General features: G+C 55.4%; 15 protein-coding genes and 3 pseudogenes. 12 read left to right on the top strand and 6 right to left on the bottom strand.

Going from position 1 to position 17,918, the window contains the following annotated elements; all coding sequences use genetic code 11:
• Positions 1–29 precede the first annotated feature (29 nt).
• Positions 30–1,682, top strand: a complete 1,653-nt coding sequence (locus B4967_RS14930; protein ID WP_083026083.1) for a fatty acid--CoA ligase — start codon at positions 30–32, stop codon at positions 1,680–1,682.
• Between the two features lie 11 nt (positions 1,683–1,693).
• On the opposite strand, the gene B4967_RS19780 is transcribed toward B4967_RS14930, so the two are convergent.
• Together B4967_RS19780 and B4967_RS14925 are read right to left on the bottom strand one after the other, a co-directional pair.
• Entirely contained in the window at positions 1,694–1,960 is a 267-nt protein-coding gene (locus B4967_RS19780) for a helix-turn-helix domain-containing protein (RefSeq protein WP_243470623.1), read from the bottom strand.
• Complete coding sequence (locus B4967_RS14925; protein ID WP_243470622.1) at positions 1,891–2,697, bottom strand: AraC family transcriptional regulator; 807 nt, start codon at positions 2,695–2,697, stop codon at positions 1,891–1,893. The genes B4967_RS19780 and B4967_RS14925 overlap by 70 nt, the downstream gene beginning before the upstream one ends.
• A gap of 154 nt (positions 2,698–2,851) precedes the next feature.
• Between B4967_RS14925 and B4967_RS14920 the strand changes: the two are divergent.
• Positions 2,852–4,772: pseudogene (locus tag B4967_RS14920) on the top strand (ATP-binding cassette domain-containing protein).
• Between the two features lie 53 nt (positions 4,773–4,825).
• On the opposite strand, the gene B4967_RS14915 reads toward B4967_RS14920, so the two are convergent.
• Positions 4,826–5,278 carry a universal stress protein gene (locus tag B4967_RS14915; protein WP_083026081.1) on the bottom strand — a complete coding sequence of 151 codons (453 nt, stop codon included), beginning with the start codon at positions 5,276–5,278 and terminating at the stop codon, positions 4,826–4,828.
• A 145-nt stretch (positions 5,279–5,423) separates the two neighbouring features.
• Between B4967_RS14915 and B4967_RS14910 the strand changes: the two genes are divergently transcribed.
• Positions 5,424–5,975 carry a preprotein translocase subunit YajC gene (locus B4967_RS14910; RefSeq protein ID WP_083026079.1) on the top strand — a complete coding sequence of 184 codons (552 nt, stop codon included), beginning with the start codon at positions 5,424–5,426 and terminating at the stop codon, positions 5,973–5,975.
• Here B4967_RS14910 and slyA read toward each other — a convergent pair.
• Both slyA and B4967_RS14900 read right to left on the bottom strand, forming a co-directional pair.
• Positions 5,972–6,427, bottom strand: a complete 456-nt coding sequence (gene slyA / locus B4967_RS14905) for a transcriptional regulator SlyA (RefSeq protein ID WP_083026077.1) — start codon at positions 6,425–6,427, stop codon at positions 5,972–5,974. The genes B4967_RS14910 and slyA overlap by 4 nt on opposite strands.
• Positions 6,428–6,499: 72 nt before the next feature.
• Positions 6,500–7,657, bottom strand: coding sequence for a DUF5924 family protein (locus B4967_RS14900; RefSeq protein WP_083026076.1), 1,158 nt, complete (start codon positions 7,655–7,657; stop codon positions 6,500–6,502).
• A gap of 258 nt (positions 7,658–7,915) precedes the next feature.
• Here B4967_RS14900 and fadB point away from each other — a divergent pair.
• Together fadB and fadA are read left to right on the top strand one after the other, a co-directional pair.
• Positions 7,916–10,101: pseudogene (gene fadB, locus B4967_RS14895) on the top strand (fatty acid oxidation complex subunit alpha FadB).
• A 24-nt stretch (positions 10,102–10,125) separates the two neighbouring features.
• The gene (gene fadA / locus B4967_RS14890) at positions 10,126–11,304 is read left to right on the top strand and encodes an acetyl-CoA C-acyltransferase FadA (protein ID WP_083026074.1); all 1,179 of its coding nucleotides are present in this window, start codon (positions 10,126–10,128) and stop codon (positions 11,302–11,304) included.
• Between the two features lie 84 nt (positions 11,305–11,388).
• Here fadA and B4967_RS14885 read toward each other — a convergent pair whose 3' ends face one another.
• Positions 11,389–11,850, bottom strand: coding sequence for a flavodoxin family protein (locus B4967_RS14885; RefSeq protein WP_083026072.1), 462 nt, complete (start codon positions 11,848–11,850; stop codon positions 11,389–11,391).
• 129 nt (positions 11,851–11,979) lie between these two features.
• Between B4967_RS14885 and B4967_RS14880 the strand changes: the two genes are divergently transcribed.
• From B4967_RS14880 to sufD, 7 genes and pseudogenes are all read left to right on the top strand, one after another.
• On the top strand, positions 11,980–12,582 hold the full coding sequence (locus B4967_RS14880; RefSeq protein WP_340638786.1) for a hypothetical protein: 603 nt from the start codon (positions 11,980–11,982) through the stop codon (positions 12,580–12,582).
• A gap of 52 nt (positions 12,583–12,634) precedes the next feature.
• A complete protein-coding gene (locus B4967_RS14875; protein ID WP_083026068.1) occupies positions 12,635–13,111 on the top strand; it encodes a YbhB/YbcL family Raf kinase inhibitor-like protein in 477 nt (158 codons plus the stop codon).
• 92 nt (positions 13,112–13,203) lie between these two features.
• Positions 13,204–13,545: a zinc ribbon domain-containing protein YjdM gene (locus B4967_RS14870; protein WP_083026065.1), complete on the top strand. Its 342-nt coding sequence runs from the start codon at positions 13,204–13,206 to the stop codon at positions 13,543–13,545.
• Positions 13,546–13,785: 240 nt separating this feature from the next.
• The gene (locus B4967_RS14865; protein ID WP_083026063.1) at positions 13,786–14,250 is read left to right on the top strand and encodes an SUF system Fe-S cluster assembly regulator; all 465 of its coding nucleotides are present in this window, start codon (positions 13,786–13,788) and stop codon (positions 14,248–14,250) included.
• Between the two features lie 69 nt (positions 14,251–14,319).
• Positions 14,320–15,761: pseudogene (gene sufB / locus B4967_RS14860) on the top strand (Fe-S cluster assembly protein SufB).
• Positions 15,762–15,831: 70 nt separating this feature from the next.
• Entirely contained in the window at positions 15,832–16,581 is a 750-nt protein-coding gene (gene sufC / locus B4967_RS14855) for a Fe-S cluster assembly ATPase SufC (RefSeq protein ID WP_044629764.1), read from the top strand.
• Positions 16,578–17,918: a Fe-S cluster assembly protein SufD gene (gene sufD, locus B4967_RS14850; protein WP_083026061.1), complete on the top strand. Its 1,341-nt coding sequence runs from the start codon at positions 16,578–16,580 to the stop codon at positions 17,916–17,918. Before sufC ends, sufD begins: the two co-directional genes overlap by 4 nt.

Here is a 17,918-nt window from a genome sequence, read left to right as displayed (position 1 = left end):
GTATCTAACAACAATCAAAGGTATGTTTTATGTCGACGATAACGCCAAAACTGCTTCCTCCTACGTCTTCTGCCACCAACCCTCCCATGCTGATCAAGGATCTGCTGGAGTCCGGTGTGCGCATGGCGGGCAACAACCAAATTGTGTATCGCGATCAAAGCCGCCACGACTACCGCCGATTTCAAGAGCGGGTCCATCAATTGGCCCACCTTCTGACCTCACAAGGCGTTCAGGCTGGAGACGTGGTGGCCGTACTGGATTGGGACAGCCACCGTTATTTGGAGTGCTTTTTCGCCATCCCCATGATCGGTGCGGTACTGCATACGGTGAACGTACGTTTAGCACCCGAACAGATTCTTTACACCATGGAGCACGCAGAAGATGTCTTTGTGCTGGTGCATGAAGACTTTGTACCCCTGCTGGAGCCGCTGGCGCACCAACTACCCAACATTCGCGGCTACTTACTCTGCCAGGAGGCACCAAAAGAGGTGGCTACGTCGCTACCCCTGGTGGGGGAATTTGAAGCGCTGCTGGCTGAGCAACCAAGCCATTACGACTTCCCCTCTTTTGATGAAAATGGCGTGGCCACGCTGTTCTACACCACCGGCACAACGGGTAATCCTAAAGGGGTGTTTTTCACACACCGCCAGCTTGTGTTGCACACGTTAGGCGAGGCCAGCTCGTTTCAAGCCCCCGGTTTTGAGCTGCTGAACCGAGATAAAGTGTATATGCCCATTACGCCGATGTTTCACGTTCACGCCTGGGGGGTCCCTTACACGGCCACGCTGTTAGGGGCGACCCAGGTGTATCCGGGCAAATACGAGCCTGAGATGCTGGTGAAGCTGCTGGTCAGCGAAAAGGTCGACTTTTCTCACTGCGTGCCGACGCTGCTTAATATGGTGGTCAGTGCCGATGCGATTGCATCGAAGAAGGTGGATTTAACCGGCTGGAAAGTCTTGGTAGGCGGCAGCGCCTTAACTCAGGCACTGGCAAGTCGTGCCTGGGCGTTGGGGATCGATACCCGCAGTGCCTATGGTATGTCGGAAACGTGCCCGCTGCTCACGGCCGATATTTTACCCAAAGAGGTCGCCGAGGCTGACTTTGAAAGCCAGTTGCCGTGGCGCTGTAAAGCAGGGCTTCCGGTGCCGTTTGTAAGGCTGCAGGTGGTCGATGTTGACGGCCAGCCGCTCCCCCATGATGGCAAAAGCGTCGGGGAAGTGCGTGTCCAAGCCCCGTGGCTAACCCAGGCTTACTATAAAGAAGAAAAGCGTAGCGAGGAGCTGTGGCAAGATGGCTGGTTGCATACCGGAGATGTGGGTTCTCTGGATGAGCACGGTTTCCTAGCGATTAGCGACCGTATTAAAGATGTCATTAAAACCGGCGGCGAGTGGCTGTCCTCATTGGAGCTGGAAAGTTATATCAGCCAGTGTCCGGGTGTTGCCGAAGTGGCGGTGATAGGCGTGGCAGATGATAAGTGGGGAGAGCGCCCGGCCGCGCTGGTGGTGCCCAGTGATCTCAAACAGCCGCCTACCGTAGAGGCTATTCAGGGCTTTATGGAACAGTTTGTGGCGCAAGGCAAACTCAACCGTTGGGGTGTTCCCTCTCTGATTCGTATCGTCGATGAAATCCCTAAAACCAGCGTCGGCAAGCTAGATAAAAAGCGCATTCGTACCGAGATATAAGCGCGAACCTCTCACCTTGTCGCCTGTGCTTTACGGTAGGCGGCAGGGGAGTTACCTGTCCACTGCTTAAAGGCGCGGCTAAAGCAGGCTAAGTCCTCAAAGCCAAGCGTTTCTGCAATGGAAGATAGCGTACGCTGGCTTCGGGTCAGCGCTTGAATAGCGTAGTCACGCCGGTACTCATCCTTAACGGCTTGAAAGCGCGTACCCTCTAGTTGTAAATGCCTCGAGAGCGTCCGTACGGAGACATGCAGCGCCTCGGCAACCTCTGAACAGTACACGCCTCCGGCAAGTGACGACTGTGGTGCTCTCTCACCCGGTGGGTGGCTAAGCGGTATTCAAACGAGACATAAAACCAATCCGCCGGTGCGCGTTGTAAAAAAGCCTCCAAATGCTGCTTTGTTTGCCGAATAGGCTGTTCTAAGAGCGACTTGTCGAAGTAAACAGCCGTTTGTGGCTGGTCGAACTTCACTTTTCCCGGATAAAAATAGAGGTAGTCGGCGCTGTGGGCGGGCTGCGGGTAGCTGCACTCCATTAAAACGGGCGGTATCTTGCGAGCAATCATCCAGGAAGCGATGCCGTGGAAAAGTTTTATCATCAGCTCATGGACTAAAATGCGGCTGCCTTGCAGCGGCGCATGCTCTTCCAGCGCCAGACGAGCTAAGTCGTCTTCAATCGTAAAGCTGTAGCCAAAATCATCCAGAAGTATGCGAAAAAACTGGGTATAGCGATGCAGGGCGACCTGCAGGGTAGGCGCTTCCAGCATACTTAAGCACAGCAGCTTGAGGGTTCCACAGCGTAAAGGGCGTGAGAAAAAACGCGGTGTTTCATCGTCTAGCTCAACGGCCAGCAGGCGGTAGAGCTCAGCAAATTGCTCAACGGTGACGCGCCCATTAGGAGCACTGAGTAAAAAGGGTGAAATGCCTGCTTGTTCTAAATAGCGGGTGGGTGGTTGCCCCGCAGCGGTTAGGCCACGAAATAACTCATTAACAAAATGCATGGAGACAGTCACTGTCACGGTGATTTCACCTTACCAGCGTTTTTCAACACCGCTTTATTGTTGTTAATTAGCCTATGACGTTAGCACGTTGTTTGGCTTGGCTCTACAAGGGTGCATCGTAATTCGGATGCATGCGTTACACTGTGCGCCTCACGACGAAGGAGGACACTGCGTGACCCTGTTACGACTCGAACAGCTGCAACTCGCTTACGGCACCCAAGTACTGCTTAACCGCGCCGACCTAACGGTTGAAAGAGGCGAGCGGCTGGCGCTGGTCGGGCGCAACGGCACCGGTAAATCCACGCTACTAAAGCTGGTGGCGGGCGATATTCAGGCCGACGACGGCTCCATCTGGCGTGCCCCGGGCTTGAAAATCGGCGTGCTGGCCCAGGAACTGCCTGAATCATCGGGCATGACGATTTTTGATATGGTCGCTCAAGGCCTACCGGAAGCGGGCGAGCTGCTCTCTGAATATCAGCATCTCATCAATGACCCCGACCCGGATATGAACCGCATGGCGACGCTGCAAACGCGTCTTGAAGCCATTGACGGCTGGTCGTTCCATCAGCGTATCGACGTAGTGTTAACCCGGTTGGGTCTGCCGCCAGAAGCCGAGATGAGCGCGCTTTCCGGTGGCTGGCGTCGTCGTGTGGCGCTGGCGCGCGCATTAGTCTCCGAGCCCGATTTACTGCTGCTCGATGAGCCGACTAACCACCTGGACCTGGACACCATTGCGTGGCTGGAAGAGCAACTGCTGGCTTTTAACGGCGCGGTACTGCTGATCACCCACGACCGGGCGTTCCTGTCAAAGCTTGCCACCAATATCCTGGAGCTGGATCGCGGTAAGCTGGGCCGTTATCCAGGTGCTTACGCCGAGTACCAAGAGCGCAAGCAGCACGAGCTGGGAAGTGGAGTCGCGTGAAAATGCGCTCTTTGATAAAAAATTGGCGCAAGAAGAAGTCTGGATTCGCCAGGGCGTGAAGGCTCGGCGTACTCGTAATGAAGGCCGGGTGCGTGAGCTTGAACAAATGCGCGTGGAGCGAAGCCAGCGCCGCGAACGCCAGGGCACCGCCAATCTCACCGTGGACAGCGGCGAGCGTACCGGTAAGCGGGTTGTCGAGCTGAAGGGCGTTACGCAGCGCTTCGGGGATGATGTCATCCTAGGCAATGTGAACCTAGAAGTGATGCGCGGTGATCGTATTGGCTTCCTTGGCCGTAACGGTGCGGGTAAAACCACGCTACTGAAGATTTTACTCGGCGAGCTGGCACCTACCGAAGGCAGCGTGCAGTTAGGCACTAACCTGAAAGTGGCCTATTTCGACCAGTTACGTGCCGGGCTTGAGCTGGAAAAAACGGTTTACGATAACGTCGCCCAAGGTAGCGACCGAGTCAGCGTGGGTGGTAAAGACCGCCACGTCATGAGCTATCTGCAGGACTTCTTGTTCACCCCAGATCGCGTGCGTCAGCCGGTGAAAGCGCTATCCGGGGGCGAGTCCAACCGCCTGCTGTTAGCCAAGCTGTTTACTCAGCCCGCTAACGTGCTGGTGCTTGATGAGCCCACCAACGACCTAGATATGGAAACGTTGGAGCTGCTTGAAGAGCTGCTGTTAGATTTTGATGGCACTCTGCTGCTGGTTTCCCACGACCGAACGTTCATGGATAACGTGGTCACCAGCATGCTGGCATTCGAAGGCGAAGGGCGCGTGCGTGAATACGTGGGCGGCTATACCGACTGGATTCGCCAGGGCGGTAAGTTGCCCCCTGCACCGTGGGAAGGCGCGGCGCGTCAGCAAACCGAGCCCACCAGCGAGGCCGTTAAGAAAGCCACTCCAGCCCCAGCGGCGGAACCGGCTAAAAAAGCCGTTAAGCTCTCTTACAAACTACAGCGTGAGCTAGATGCGCTGCCCGCTGAGATTGAACGCTTAGAGGGTGACGTAGAGACGCTTGAGCAGGAGATTGGCGACCCGGCGTTTTATCAGCAGGAGGCCACCGCTGTGACGGCTAAACTGCAAGCGCTAGAGAATGTTCAGCAGGCACTGGAAGGGGCGATGGAGCGTTGGATGGAGCTTGAAGCAATGGCCAATGGCGAATAGCTAGCGCTGTTATATGCTAAAGGCCCCGGATGGGGCCTTTACCGTTAAAAAAGCTATTCGTCGCTTTTTTCACCTTTTTTGCCCACACGAACGGCTAAAACGTCGCACTGAGCGCCGTGTAATACGCCAGTAGAGGTGGAGCCAAGCAGCAAAGCAAAGCCGTGACGGCCATGGGAGCCAACCACGATGAGGTCAACGTCGTGCTCTTCGGCAAAGCGATGAATCTCAGTGTCCGGCATACCTACCACCACATGCTGGTCAGCGGCCTCGACGTGAGGTGCGGCGATCTCCGCTAAGCGCTTCTTGGCATGCTCATCTAGCTGGTCCTGGATGCTGGTAAGATCCATAGGAATATCGCCGCCGTAAGCGAATCCCAGTGGCTCAAGAGTATGCATAATAGAGATTTTGGCGCCGTTGTTGCGCTCAGCAATCGCCACCGCACGCTCGAGAATTTTGTGAGAATCTTTGGTTAAGTCAACGGCAACCAGAATATGGCGATAGCTCATGGCGTATCTCCTTGATGGTGTTTAACAAAGAAAGGCTTTGTTAGATACCCTTTACTTTAGGCTGGGTGCTTTATCTTAACAACGACCTGGATCATGGTTTTTGTAAAACGCTAATTCAGTTTGGCGAAATAGGGTGGATAGTGCAATGGAATGGTTAATCATCGTCTCGATTCTGATGTTTGTGATCGCGCCGGTCATGTGGTTAAAGCCAAGCCCGCGACAAAAGCGTCAAATGGCGCTGCGCGTCAGCGCAGCCCAGCATGGAGTAGCCGTTAAAGTGGCCAAACCACCTCTACATCATTTTAGAGGCACGATGCCCGCGTATCGCTGGCACTACCCGCAACAGGCGCCTGGGCCTGATTTTGTACTGGTACGTGATTCCAACGCTAGTGACGCTTTGGAGCCTTTTCACGCGGGTTGGCGCTGGCGCATTGCGCCACTACGGCCACTATCTGAAACGGCTCGTGTGCACCTGCAAACACTGCTGGAGCGTCTACCACAAGATGCGTTGGTATTGGAGTCTAATGCGCATGCGCTGACTCTATGGTGGTGGGAGTCACAAACTGCCGAACGCTTTATAACGTATCTGGCTGATATCGAGCCGCTAAAAGCCGCGCTCAGTGGATTATCCGACCGCCCACCTGCAAAGCCGCTAGAGGCAGGTGGCGCGGTAGAAGATAGGGTAGAAGGTAATTAGTTTTTAGGGCCTTCCAGGTCCCTAGCTTGCATCGCTAAGCCATTTGATTCAATGAGCGCTAGCCACTGCTCAAGCTGTGTCAGGTCGCTATCGCTAAGGCCTGCTAGCATCTCCTGGCGCGCTGCGAGAACGACGTCATCAATCTTCTCAAGTAACGGCATAGCCGCTGGGGTAAGGTAGATGCGCTTGCTGCGACGGTCGTTGTCGCAAGCGCGCCGCTCTACTAAGCCCTGTTCTTCAAGCTGGCCCAAGGTGCGCACTAAGGATGGCGCTTCGACGCCAATGGCTCGCGCTAAATCACCCTGAGGGTTGCCTTCGCCCAACTTCCACAGATGATACAGCGTTACCCAGCGGGTTTGGGTTAAGCCCAACGGTGCCAATCTGCGGTCTAGAATTGAGCGCCACAGGTGGGGCAAGCGAGCAATACGAAAACCAATTGTTGTTGAAGCCATAGTTAACTAACTACCGAAAAATGTAAGTGGGCGAATTGTCATAAGCTGCGTCGCTGAATGCAAGGTGTTCTGCTACTCCGGCTCTGATGAATCGCTTTGGATGCCGCCCTTACCAGGAATAAAACGGCGTAAATTAAGAGCACTCAGCCCGCTAGGCTGAATGGTGCTATCAGCCATCGTCGCCTGATCAGGGTCCTCTGAAACAGTAAACCGAATCAGCCCCAGCCGCTGGCCACTGTCCGTCATAATATCAATGCGCCACTCCCCTGAAGGGTCTTGCGGGAAATTCTGTTTGTGGCTCCATGCTCGGTAACCCTGTTCGCGTCCGCCGTTAATCGCCAGCTCTACGGTGTCCATCTCTGCACCGTTATGATGCCAGGTATGGTAGATAGTTTCGCTTAATCCGCGAGGCGCACGAATAGCGGTATACACATACAGCCCATTACTGCGGATAGCATCAGGCGTCAATGCCATGGTGCCTTGAGGTGTGCGCTGCTGTGTATCAAACGCTGGGGATAGCGCTGTGCTGGTCATCCAGAGGCTAGCGGGCGGTACCCACACGCGACCAAGCCATGCCCCATAAGCCAGCACCACGGTTAGTGCAAAAAAGCCTAGCCAGCGCGCGAGGGAGCGCTTTTTCAATAAATGCCAAAAGCTAGGTAGAGCCACTAAAACAGTTAATACCAATGCTAACAGTAGGCTCTGTCCCGTGGTGAGGTGCACCATGATGGGCAGAATGACCAGTAGTACCAAGAACACACACTGGGCATGAAACATAAAATAGAGACTACGCCAGCGCCCAGCGAGCTTGTAGTAGAGCGGATCGATAATCGACCACACGGCCATGCCAATCACCAACAGCGCGAACAGCGCTTGGCCGCTGTTCCACACGGTGGTCACCAGAATAAACGGCAAGGTAAAAAACAGCGTCTCCTGGTGAATCATTTGAGCGATAAAAGCGGTAATGCCTTTCGGTAGCGTCGGATGACTGCGATGGGCCAGCCAGCGGCCAATCAAACTTTCAGATAGTAGCAGTAGCCAAGCAAACAGCAGCCCCAGCGCCAGAGCAGCCCCCAGCCACTGTTGGCGATCAACGAGGAAAAAGCTGCCTAATCCGGCCGCAAACGCCATGGGCGGCCAGAGCCAACTCCAGGGCTTTAGGCGCTCTACGATCCTTTCGACGCGCTCTTGCAGTGCTTCCATGCGGGCGGGAGTTAAGAGTGTCCCCATAGCGTTAAAAACTCGTCAATGAAACGTATATGATCGTTGGGATAGCGGGTAAAGTCGATGTGATACGCCATTATGCGCTAAAAAAGCGTAAGAAATGTGTGCATTTGGAAAGGTGTCTATCAAGCAAGCGGATTAGCCAAAAGTCAGGGCTTGACGTACTGGTGTAACTCAACCAAGCTAAGGCAATCAAACGACCGTATGAAATGCGTGGCGGGCTCGTCAACGGCGTGCCAGCCCGAACTTGTGGAGAGAGCGCGCATGATCTATCAAGGCAATGCCATCACGGTGGAGCGTCGTGACACCCTGGGTGGCAATGACATCGCAATGCTCACTTTCGATTTGAAAGATGAGTCCGTCAACAAGCTATCCAGCGCCGTTATGGCAGAGCTGGGCGATGCGGTAAAAGCGATTCAGGCCGAAAGCGGTTTGAAAGGGCTGATGATCCGCAGTGGCAAAGATGCCTTTATCGTCGGTGCTGATATCACCGAATTCCACAGCCTGTTCGACAAGGGCGAAGAGTATCTGGTGGAGATGAACCTCAAGGTTCATGATATCTTCAATGCGATTGAAGACCTGCCTTTCCCTACCGTGACGGCGATCAATGGCTTGGCGCTCGGCGGCGGTTGCGAAGTGCTGCTGACCACCGATTTCCGCGTGATGAGCGAGAAGGCCAAGATTGGCCTGCCGGAAACCAAGCTGGGCATTCTGCCGGGTTGGGGTGGCTGCGTGCGCCTGCCGCGCCTGATTGGTGCCGATAACGCCGTTGAGTGGATTGCGGGTGGCACTGAAAACCGCGCAGATGCAGCACTTAAAGTGGGTGCTGTGGATGCGGCTGTTGCCCATGAGCTGTTGGAAGAGGCGGCGCTGGATATTCTTGACCGCGCCAATGCAGGCGAGCTGGATTACCAGGCCCGTCGGGAAGAGAAAAAGTCACCGCTTAAGCTCAATGCCATTGAGCAGATGATGGCGTTTGAGACCGCCAAAGGGTTTGTGGCTGGCAAAGCGGGTCCTCACTACCCAGCGCCGGTTGAAGCCATCAAAGTGATTCAAAAAGGCGCAGGCAGACCCGCGCCCGTGCGCAGGCCATCGAGGCAAAATCCTTCGCCAAGCTGGCGCTGAGCAGCGTTGCCTTCAACTTGGTGGGCCTGTTCATTAACGACCAAGTCGTTAAAAAGAAAGGCAGCAAATACGAGAAGCAGGCGCAGCCGGTGAAGCAAACCGCCGTACTGGGCGCTGGTATTATGGGCGGCGGTATTGCCTACCAGAGCGCCAGCAAAGGCACGCCCATACTGATGAAAGACATTAAGGATGACGCCATCGAGCTTGGCCTGAAAGAGGCGCGCAAGCTGTTCTCTAAACAGGTAGAGCGTAAAAAGCTCACCACCGAGCAGATGGCCGAGAAACTCTCCAACATCCGTCCAACGCTCTCTTACGGCGATTTCGGTAATGTAGATTTGGTCGTCGAGGCCGTGGTAGAGAACCCCAACGTCAAAGACGCCGTGTTGACTGAAGTAGAAGGCATGGTAGGGGAGAACACGATTCTGACCTCCAACACCTCGACCATTTCGATCAACCGTCTGGCTAAGAACTTAAAACGCCCTGAAAACTTCTGCGGTATGCACTTCTTTAACCCGGTGCACCGTATGCCGCTGGTGGAAGTCATTCGTGGCGAGAAGACCTCCGAGGCGGCCGTGGCAGCCACGGTGGCTTACGCCCGCGCCATGGGTAAAACGCCGATTGTTGTTAACGATTGCCCAGGGTTTCTGGTTAACCGCGTACTGTTCCCTTACTTCGGTGGCTTTAGCTTCCTGGTCGAGCAGGGCGCCGACTTCCAGCGCGTTGATAAAGTCATGGAGAAGTTTGGCTGGCCCATGGGCCCGGCGTACCTGTTGGATGTGGTCGGCATGGATACCGCCGTGCACGCCAACGAGGTGATGGCTGAAGGTTTCCCGGATCGTATGGCTCGTGAAGGCAAAACGGCGATTCAAGTGATGAACGACAACAAGCGCCTGGGCCAGAAGAACGATAAAGGCTTTTACGCCTACGAAGAAGATAAGAAGGGTAAGCCGAAGAAAGTCAGCGACGAGCAGGCTTACGCGTTAGTGAAAGAAGTGGTGAAAGAGCAGAAAGAGTTTTCGGATGAAGACATCATTGCTCGCATGATGGTCCCGCTGTGCCTGGAAACCGTGCGCTGCCTGGAGGATGGCATTGTCGATACGCCAGCAGAAGCCGATATGGCGCTGATTTACGGTATTGGTTTCCCTCCCTTCCGTGGCGGTGCGCTGCGCTACATCGACGCGCTGGGCGTATCTGAGTTTGTTGCGCTGGCCGACCGTTTAGCCGCAGAGCTGGGGCCGCTTTACGCACCCACCGAGAAGCTGCGTGCCATGGCACAGAATAACGAGCAGTTCTACGCTGGCACCACTGCAAACGCTCAGGCCTAAGTCACCACCCACAGGAGAAATAAGATGAGTTTGAATCCGAGAGATATCGTGGTGGTTGACGGTGTTCGTACCGCCATGGCAAAAGCGAAAAATGGCGCCTTCCGCAATGTGCGTGCCGAAAACCTTTCCGCTGCCGTGATGCAGGCGCTGTTTACTCGTAACCCCAACCTAGACCCGTCGGAAGTGGACGATGTGATCTGGGGATGCGTTAACCAGACGCTGGAACAGTCCATGAACATCGCCCGCAACGCGGCGATCATGACCGGCATTCCGCGCTCTGTGCCTGCACAAACGGTCAACCGCCTGTGCGGCTCTTCAATGACCGCGCTGCATATTGCCGCTGCGAACATCAAGGCCGGTATGGGCGACTTCTACGTGATTGGCGGTGTGGAGCACATGGAGCACGTCCCCATGGCGCATGGGGTCGATGTAAACCCTGCAGCGAGCAAGTACGCAGCCAAAGCCGCCATGATGATGGGCCTGACGGCCGAGCTGCTGGGTAAAATGCACGGCATCTCCCGTGAAGATCAGGATAAGTTTGGCGTGCGCTCGCATCAGCGCGCACAAGCGGCCATGGAGAAAGGCTACTTCGATAACGAGATTATCGGTGTAGAAGGCCATGACCAGCGCGGCTTCAAAGTGATGTTCAAAAACGACGAAGTCATCCGCGCCGACGCCAGCCTTGAATCCATGGCGAACTTAAAGCCAGTGTTTGACCCTCGGAACGGTACCGTTACCGCAGGCACTTCCTCGGCGCTGTCGGTGGGTGCATCTGCCATGGCGGTCATGAGCTACGAGCGCGCCCAGGCGCTGGGGCTAGAGCCGATTGCCAAAGTGCTCTCGACCGGTGTAGCGGGTTGTGATGCCTCCATTATGGGTTATGGGCCGGTGCCTGCGTCTAAAAAAGCACTAAAAGCGGCAGGCTTGTCCGCTGCAGATATTCAAACCGTTGAGCTGAACGAGGCGTTTGCCGCTCAAGGCCTGCCGGTGCTGAAGGATCTTGGCTTCCTGGATGCCATGGACGAAAAAGTGAACCTGAACGGCGGCGCGATTGCCCTTGGCCACCCGCTGGGCTGCTCCGGTTCGCGTATCTGCACCACGCTTTTAAACGTGATGCAGCAGCGCGATACCACGCTGGGCTTAGCCACCATGTGTATTGGTATGGGGCAGGGCGTTGCAACGGTGTTTGAGCGTCTAAAGTAATACGCTCGACCTGCTTTGCAAAAGCAACAAAAACGGCACCTTCGCGGTGCCGTTTTTCGTTTTAAAGTGCTTTAAAACAGACCTTTAAAATAGCCCGTTATCCAGCCCGGCGGCCATGGTCATGCCCAGCTCTTCGGCTTGGCGGGTGAAAGCCTCCTGCCACTCGCCGCGAAAAATAAGCGGGTCCTGTACCCAGCGCCAACGTAGCCCGGTGATGATGCTTTCCACCGCCCGTTGGGTGCCCGTGCCGTCATGGCCCGCGCGAATATAGAGCGCGCAGGGCAGGCCCTGCTTCTCTTCTAGTACGCTGTAGTAGCTGCGGTCAAAAAAGTCTTTCAGCGCGCCGCTCATGTACCCAAGGTTTTCGGTGGTGCCCAGCACAATGCCATCGCAGGCGAGAATATCCGCTGGGCCCGCCTCGAAAGGCGTTTTGACAATGCACTCCACAGCCTCGATGTCCTGGTGTTCAGCGCCATGCTGAACGGCACGGCACAATGCTTGGGTATTGACGGAGGGAGAGTGAGCGACGATTAATAAGCGTTTCATGAGGATGTCTTCAGGCAATTGGCGGTGTGTTCAAGAGGTGCCACACTGTCAGCACTTAATGACACAGCCTAGAGGCCTTAGGGCAAACCAATCAAACGCTTTCAAACCGCGTATGGGATAGGGTGTTCCGTGTTGAACGATCAAAAAGGGAATCGCGTCATGCGTCAGCAGGCCAAAACGATAGGGATCGCCAGTCTTTGTTCATTAACTCTGTTGTTGGCAGGGTGTGCGGGTCAATCAAGTGCCCCTGCCCGTAACGACAGCCGTTCAGCTCCTACCGCGAGCAGTGAAGAGATAGCTCCTGCTGCGCCCGCATCGAACTATCAACCCGTCAGAACGGCGCAGGCGGAAGATTGGACCCCCCCGCTGCAGGCGAGCCCGGAAGAGGACGCCGCTTACTATGTGAGCCGGTTATCCGACCGCCGTTTTGTCAGCCAGTATGGCGGGCCCGATAACCCAAGACCCTGGTATATCGCAGCCGAGCGTCTGGGCGAAATAGGTATGCCTGCCGTTCCGCTGCTGTTTGCCCGCCTCAATACCGAGGACCAGTACGAACTCATGCTGGTGCTCTACGCATTGCAGTTAGCCACACAAGACCCGCTCGTGACCTTCCAAACCGGCGGCGAAGCCGTTCAACTGCCGACGGTACTGGACCCAAGCGCCAATGGGGAAAATCGGCGCATTGCTCAGCAGTGGTGGGAGCGCCATGCGGCACAGTTGGAGTTGCGCTAACACATTCGCTACATTGACCCTTGCCACTTATTTCGTTGATTAGGAGAGTTCTATGGCATTTGCACTATCTAGCATGCAAGTCACCAGCGCGGCTTTTGGCAACCACCAAGCGATTCCTGCCAAGCATACAGGTGAAGGCGAAGATGTTTCCCCTGCGCTCGCTTGGCAAGGCGTACCGGAAGGCACCAAAGGGTTTGCGGTGATCTGCCACGACCCTGATGCCCCGCTGGTGAAAGAGGGCAGCTATGGGTTTGTGCACTGGGTGCTTTACAACCTGCCCGGGGATATCACCTCGCTGGATGAAAACACCACGCTAGGCACGCTGGGTATGGCTGATTTTGGCAAACCTGGCTACGGCGGCCCAATGCCCCCAGAAGGCCACGGCAGCCACCTTTACTATTTCTGGGTGCTGGCGCTGGATGAACAAACAACGCTGCCGGAAGGACTTACGTTGCCTGAACTATTGAGCGCCGTTGAGCCTCACTTGTTAGGCATGAACCGTCTCGTCGGCACCTACGAGCGCGCCTGATTTACCTCCCCAGGCTGGAGCATTCTGCTCAAGCCGTGTAGGCTCCATCGCTTTCTACGCCCTGCGTATTTGTCTGCTGCGATGGAGCCTTTATGAGTGACCTGCCTAATTGTCCTGCCTGTGCCTCTGAGTTTACCTACGATGATGGCATTCAATACGTCTGCCCAGAGTGCGGTAATGAGTGGTCGAAGAGCGGTGAGTCTGGTGATGCAGAGGCGGAGTCAGGCATTCGCGATGCCAACGGCAATATGCTCGCTGATGGCGATACAGTGACGGTGATCAAAGACCTAAAAGTTAAAGGTAGCTCATTGGTCGTGAAGGTAGGCACCAAAGTGAAGAACATCCGCTTGGTAGATGGTGATCATGATATCGACTGCAAAGTCGACGGCATTGGTCCTATGAAGTTGAAATCGATATTCGTCAAAAAAGCTTAATCCAAACGCCTGCGATTCGTTCGCGGGCGTTTTTTTGCCTAGCAGCTAGCGTCATAGCTTTCCTAAATGATAATGATTGGCTTTTTTGATGTTATCAGCTGCGAACGTGCTAGGAAATTGAGCTATTTGATAAGGATTTTGCAGAAGGGCTTCACATCAAATTTATACAGGACTAAAATGGTACCCAATTAACGGGTAAGCCAACGGCTCGCCCTAACGTGATGGAAAACGGGAGTGACTATGCTCAAGCTTTCTCGGCTGACAGATTATGCCGCTGTGGTGATGGCGCAAATTGCCCGTCACCACCAGGCGTCGCATACAACGGCTGATTTAGCGGAAGCGGTTCAATTGCCACATCCCACGGTGAGCAAAACGCTTAAAATGTTGGTGAAAGCGGGGCTTTTGGAATCTCAGCGTGGTGTCCAAGGCGGTTACCGTTTGGCTCGGCCAGCCTCCCAGATTACCGCCGCCGACATTATCAGTGCGATTGAAGGACCAGTAGCCATGACCGAGTGCAGCCAAGCGGAGGGCGAGTGTGAACTTGCCGCCACCTGTGGGGTGGCCGATAACTGGCAGCGTGTCTCGCTGGCCATTCGCACGCTGCTTGAAAGCGTGACGCTTGCTCACTTGGCGGACACCGCGCCCATCAAGCTACCCGTACAGTTACCGATTCAAAGTATCAGCCTATCGGCGGCATCGGCTTAAACCGTTAGGCAATTTAACCCTATTCACGGCGAGCTAACCTCGCCACCCAACTGCCCGGAGGGTATCACCATGGCAAGCGAAGAAATGGAACAGTTGGTTCGTCGCGAGTACAAAGATGGCTTTGTAACCGATATTGAAAGCGACACACTGCCACCTGGCCTGGATGAAAACACTATCGCCTTCATCTCCAAGAAGAAAGGCGAGCCGGAGTGGATGCTGGAGTGGCGCCTGGACGCTTACCGTCAGTGGTTAAAGATGGAAGAGCCGTCCTGGGCACACCTGAACTATCCGCCCATCGATTACCAAGAGATCTCCTATTTCAGTGCGCCCAAACGTCCTGAAGATCGCCCTCAGAGCTTGGATGAAGTCGACCCTAAACTGCTGGAAACCTACGAAAAACTGGGTATTCCTTTGCATGAGCGCGCAGCTCTGGCGGGTGTAGCCGTCGATGCGGTTTTCGACTCCGTCTCTGTCGCGACGACCTTCAAGAAAGAGCTGGCCGAAGCAGGCGTGATTTTTTGCTCCATTTCCGAAGCGATTCGCGACTACCCGGATCTGATCAAGCAGTACCTCGGCACCGTCGTGCCCGTAGCGGATAACTACTTCGCTGCCCTGAACTCTGCCGTGTTCACCGATGGTTCGTTCGTCTTCGTACCGGAAGGCGTAAAGTGCCCGATGGAGCTCTCGACTTACTTCCGCATCAACGCGGCTAACACCGGTCAGTTTGAGCGTACGCTGATCATCTGTGAAGATCGCGCCCAGGTCTCCTACCTGGAAGGCTGCACCGCGCCGATGCGCGACGAGAATCAGCTGCACGCGGCGGTTGTCGAGCTGGTGGCGCTGGATGACGCCTACATCAAATACTCCACCGTTCAGAACTGGTACCCCGGTGATGAAGAGGGTAAAGGCGGTATTTACAACTTCGTGACCAAGCGTGGCGACTGCCGCGGTGAGCGTTCACGCATCAGCTGGACGCAGGTAGAAACCGGCTCTGCGATTACTTGGAAATACCCCTCTTGCGTGCTGCGCGGTAAAGACAGCATCGGTGAATTCTATTCTGTTGCAGTAACGAACGGTCGCCAGCAGGCAGATACCGGTACCAAAATGATTCACATTGGTGAAGGCACGCGCTCCTATATCGTTGCCAAAGGTATTCAGCAGGTAAGAGCGATCAGTCCTACCGTGGCCTAGTCAAAATTGGGCCGCGTGCCAAGGGCGCGCGTAACTTTACCCAGTGCGATTCGCTGCTGATTGGCGACAAGTGCGGGGCGCACACCTTCCCGTACCAAGAGATCGGTAACAGCACGGCGACCATTGAGCACGAAGCAACGACTTCCAAGATCGGTGAAGATCAGCTCTTCTACTGCCAGAGCCGCGGTATCTCAGAAGAAGATGCGGTCAGCATGATTGTAAACGGCTTCTGTAAAGATGTTTTCCAAGAACTGCCGATGGAGTTCGCGGTGGAAGCGGAAGCACTGCTCAATGTCACTCTGGAAGGCGCGGTGGGCTAACCGCTCCGGCACCCAACTTATTTTTAGGGCGTCGCGCTCGCGACCCGCAAGTATTTAAAAGGCGATCACTATGTTGCAAGTTAACGATTTACACGTCACCGTCGAAGGCAAAGAGATTCTGAAAGGCCTGACGCTCACCATTAATGCCGGTGAAGTGCACGCCATCATGGGCCCCAACGGCGCGGGTAAATCCACGTTGTCAGCGGTTATTGCTGGTAAAGATGGCTACGAAGTGACCCAAGGCAGCATCACGTTTGAAGGCAAGGACGTGCTGGAAATGGAAATCGAAGAGCGCGCCCAAGCGGGCCTGCTGCTAGGTTTCCAGTACCCGGTGGAAATCCCAGGGGTAAAAAACATTTACCTGCTGAAGTCTGCGCTTAACGCTCAGCGCGCTGCGCGTGGTGAAGGCGAAATGCCTGCGCCGGAATTCATGAAGCTGGTCAAAGAGAAGCTCGGCTTTATGAAAATGGATGCCAGCTTCCTGCAGCGTGCAGTGAACGAAGGCTTCTCCGGCGGCGAGAAAAAGCGTAACGAAATCCTGCAGATGTTGGTACTACAGCCGAAGCTGGCCATGCTGGATGAAATCGACTCTGGCCTCGATATCGACGCCATGAAAGTCGTCGCGGACGGTGTGAACAGCCTGCGTGCCGAAGAGCGCGCCATTCTGTTGGTCACCCACTACCAGCGCCTGCTGGACTACATCGTGCCGGACAAAGTCCACGTTCTGGTCGATGGCCGTATTGTCAAAACCGGCGATGCCGAGCTTGCCAAAGAGCTTGAGGCCAATGGTTACGAAGGCATTGAGGAGTCTGTGGCATGAGCGATACGCAAACGTTTTTGGACACGCTAGCCACGCGTAGCCAACAGCGCGCTGGTGAGCCTACCTGGATTGCTGCCCGCCGCCAGGCGGGGGCCGCTCGTTTTGATGCGATGGGCTTCCCCACCCGCCGCGACGAAGAGTGGAAGTACACCGACGTGCGCGCCATCGCCAAGGGCAATTTTGCCCTGGCAGATAACGCGGAGTTCTCCCAAGCCCAGGCGGCTGCCATCACGCTGCCGCTGGACGCTTACCGGCTGACGTTCGTGGATGGCGTTTTTTCTGCGGCGCTGTCTGATTTGGATGCCCTGCCGGATAGCGTGCAGGTGATGCCGCTCTCTAAAGCACTGGCCGAGAACCATGAAGCCGTGGGCGGCCCGCTGGGGCGTTTAACCGGGGTCGATTTCTCCACGTTCGCCGCGTTAAATACCGCCTTTATGGAAGAGGGCGCAGTGGTGCGCATCGCGCCGGGCACCGTCGTCGAAAAGCCCATTTTGCTGCAGTTCCTGTCTCGTGCGGGAACGCCGGTGATGAGCCATCCGCGCATTTTGGTCGAAGCCGCTGGGCGTAGCGAAGCTACCCTCATTGAGCACTACGTGGGTGAGGCGGATGCCGCCAACTTTACCAACGTCGTGGCAGAGCTAATGCTGGACCGTGGGGCAATTTTGAACCACTACAAGCTCCAGGAAGCACCCATTGGTGACCTGCACGTAGCGAGCATTCACGTCGAGCAGAACCGCGACAGCCGCTACACCTCGTACAACCTGAATTTGGGTGGCGCGCTGGTGCGCAACGACCTGATCAGTGACTTGAACGGTCAGGGTGCTGAGACGAACTTCTACGGCCTGTTCTTTGGCCAGGGTCGCCAGCACGTGGATAACCACACTAAGGTGAACCACAACGCGCCGCTGACGTTCTCGAACGAGAATTACAAAGGTATTCTGGATGACCGCGCTCACGGTGTCTTTAACGGCAAAGTGTACGTGAAGCGCGATAGTCAGAAGATTGAAGGCTTCCAGAGCAACCAGAACCTGCTGCTGTCGGATCGCGCGCAGATCGACGCAAAACCCGAGCTTGAAATCTACGCCGACGACGTGAAGTGCTCCCACGGCACTACCACAGGGCAGCTGGATGCAGACGCGATCTATGCGCTGCGTACCCGGGGTATCGACGAAGCTACTGCTCGTGGCCTGTTAACCCTCGCCTTCGCCGGTGAAGTGCTTGAGAAAGTGGCGCTGGATGCCATTGCCGAGCGCGTTGAGCTGGCGGTAGCCGGTAAGCTGCCTGAGCGTTTCAATCTCGCCGGACTGGTTGAAGCGGCGGCTGCGCTCAACGATTAA

Origin of the sequence: Vreelandella lionensis, from assembly GCF_002087295.1 — a bacterium.
Classification (GTDB): domain Bacteria; phylum Pseudomonadota; class Gammaproteobacteria; order Pseudomonadales; family Halomonadaceae; genus Vreelandella; species Vreelandella lionensis.
The sequence above is the reverse complement of the archived record's forward strand: the minus strand, read 5'-3'. Positions and strand labels throughout refer to the sequence as shown.

Coding starts and splice junctions, on each gene's coding strand:
- slyA (WP_083026077.1), bottom strand. CDS start 6,427: ATGGCTTCAACAACAATTGGTTTTCGTATTGCTCGCTTGCCCCACCTG.
- B4967_RS14910 (WP_083026079.1), top strand. CDS start 5,424: ATGGAATGGTTAATCATCGTCTCGATTCTGATGTTTGTGATCGCGCCG.
- B4967_RS14915 (WP_083026081.1), bottom strand. CDS start 5,278: ATGAGCTATCGCCATATTCTGGTTGCCGTTGACTTAACCAAAGATTCT.
- B4967_RS14885 (WP_083026072.1), bottom strand. CDS start 11,850: ATGAAACGCTTATTAATCGTCGCTCACTCTCCCTCCGTCAATACCCAA.
- B4967_RS14900 (WP_083026076.1), bottom strand. CDS start 7,657: ATGGGGACACTCTTAACTCCCGCCCGCATGGAAGCACTGCAAGAGCGC.
- sufC (WP_044629764.1), top strand. CDS start 15,832: ATGTTGCAAGTTAACGATTTACACGTCACCGTCGAAGGCAAAGAGATT.
- B4967_RS14875 (WP_083026068.1), top strand. CDS start 12,635: ATGGCATTTGCACTATCTAGCATGCAAGTCACCAGCGCGGCTTTTGGC.
- B4967_RS14865 (WP_083026063.1), top strand. CDS start 13,786: ATGCTCAAGCTTTCTCGGCTGACAGATTATGCCGCTGTGGTGATGGCG.
- fadA (WP_083026074.1), top strand. CDS start 10,126: ATGAGTTTGAATCCGAGAGATATCGTGGTGGTTGACGGTGTTCGTACC.
- sufD (WP_083026061.1), top strand. CDS start 16,578: ATGAGCGATACGCAAACGTTTTTGGACACGCTAGCCACGCGTAGCCAA.
- B4967_RS14870 (WP_083026065.1), top strand. CDS start 13,204: ATGAGTGACCTGCCTAATTGTCCTGCCTGTGCCTCTGAGTTTACCTAC.
- B4967_RS14930 (WP_083026083.1), top strand. CDS start 30: ATGTCGACGATAACGCCAAAACTGCTTCCTCCTACGTCTTCTGCCACC.